The organism is Dellaglioa sp. CoH-57-MRSF-18 (assembly GCF_056781995.1).
In genome coordinates, this window is record NZ_JBXAXX010000010.1 from 3,396 (window position 1) to 5,181 (window position 1,786).

Sequence of the window (1,786 nt, forward strand, 5' to 3'; positions counted from 1 at the left end):
CCTCAAAACTAAACAAATTTTCGACAAGTGTGTAGGTTTCCGTAATATTCCTTAGAAAGGAGGTGATCCAGCCGCAGGTTCTCCTACGGCTACCTTGTTACGACTTCACCCTAATCATCTGTCCCACCTTAGACGGCTGGCTCCTAAAAGGTTACCTCACCGGCTTTGGGTGTTACAAACTCTCATGGTGTGACGGGCGGTGTGTACAAGGCCCGGGAACGTATTCACCGCGGCATTCTGATCCGCGATTACTAGCGATTCCAACTTCATGTAGGCGAGTTGCAGCCTACAATCCGAACTGAGAACGGCTTTAAGAGATTAGCTTAACCTCGCGGTCTCGCAACTCGTTGTACCGTCCATTGTAGCACGTGTGTAGCCCAGGTCATAAGGGGCATGATGATTTGACGTCATCCCCACCTTCCTCCGGTTTGTCACCGGCAGTCTCATTAGAGTGCCCAACTAAATGCTGGCAACTAATAATAAGGGTTGCGCTCGTTGCGGGACTTAACCCAACATCTCACGACACGAGCTGACGACAACCATGCACCACCTGTCATTCTGTCCCCGAAGGGAACGGCCTATCTCTAGGTTTGTCAGAAGATGTCAAGACCTGGTAAGGTTCTTCGCGTTGCTTCGAATTAAACCACATGCTCCACCGCTTGTGCGGGCCCCCGTCAATTCCTTTGAGTTTCAACCTTGCGGTCGTACTCCCCAGGCGGAGTGCTTAATGCGTTAGCTGCAGCACTGAAGGGCGGAAACCCTCCAACACTTAGCACTCATCGTTTACGGCATGGACTACCAGGGTATCTAATCCTGTTTGCTACCCATGCTTTCGAACCTCAGCGTCAGTTACAGACCAGAGAGCCGCTTTCGCCACTGGTGTTCTACCATATATCTACGCATTTCACCGCTACACATGGTGTTCCACTCTCCTCTTCTGCACTCAAGTTATCCAGTTTCCAATGCATTTCTTCGGTTGAGCCGAAGGCTTTCACATCAGACTTAAAAAACCGCCTGCGTTCGCTTTACGCCCAATAAATCCGGATAACGCTTGCCACCTACGTATTACCGCGGCTGCTGGCACGTAGTTAGCCGTGGCTTTCTGGTTAGATACCGTCACTAGGTAAACAGTTACTCTTACCTACATTCTTCTCTAACAACAGAGCTTTACGATCCGAAAACCTTCTTCACTCACGCGGCGTTGCTCCATCAGACTTTCGTCCATTGTGGAAGATTCCCTACTGCTGCCTCCCGTAGGAGTTTGGGCCGTGTCTCAGTCCCAATGTGGCCGATCACCCTCTCAGGTCGGCTACGTATCATTGCCTTGGTGGGCCTTTACCTCACCAACTAGCTAATACGCCGCGGGTCCATCCAAAAGTGACAGCTTACGCCGTCTTTCATTATCAAACCATGCGGTTTAACAAATTATGCGGTATTAGCACCTGTTTCCAAGTGTTATCCCCCTCTTTTGGGCAGGTTACCCACGTGTTACTCACCCGTTCGCCACTCATTATCTTCGGTGAGTGCAAGCACTCGGTGAAGATAATGCGTTCGACTTGCATGTATTAGGCACGCCGCCAGCGTTCATCCTGAGCCAGGATCAAACTCTCATATAAAAAGTTGATTGCTCTTATTGTTTTGTTACTTTTTGAAACTAGCGAATTGACTTCGCAAATGTTTGCTCTTAACTCTTAGTTAAGAGACCCTACACATTTGATTTGTCGAAAATTTGTTCAGTTTTCAAAGATCTACTTGGTTGCTTTTGACAACTTTTATATCATATCAA

Annotated in this window: 1 rRNA gene; it reads right to left on the reverse strand. The window is 48.5% G+C overall.

Annotated features, from left to right (window positions below):
* Positions 1 to 55: 55 nt before the first annotated feature.
* Positions 56 to 1,616, reverse strand: a 16S ribosomal RNA gene (locus tag AC1RPG_RS07675).
* Between the last annotated feature and the right edge of the window lie 170 nt (positions 1,617 to 1,786).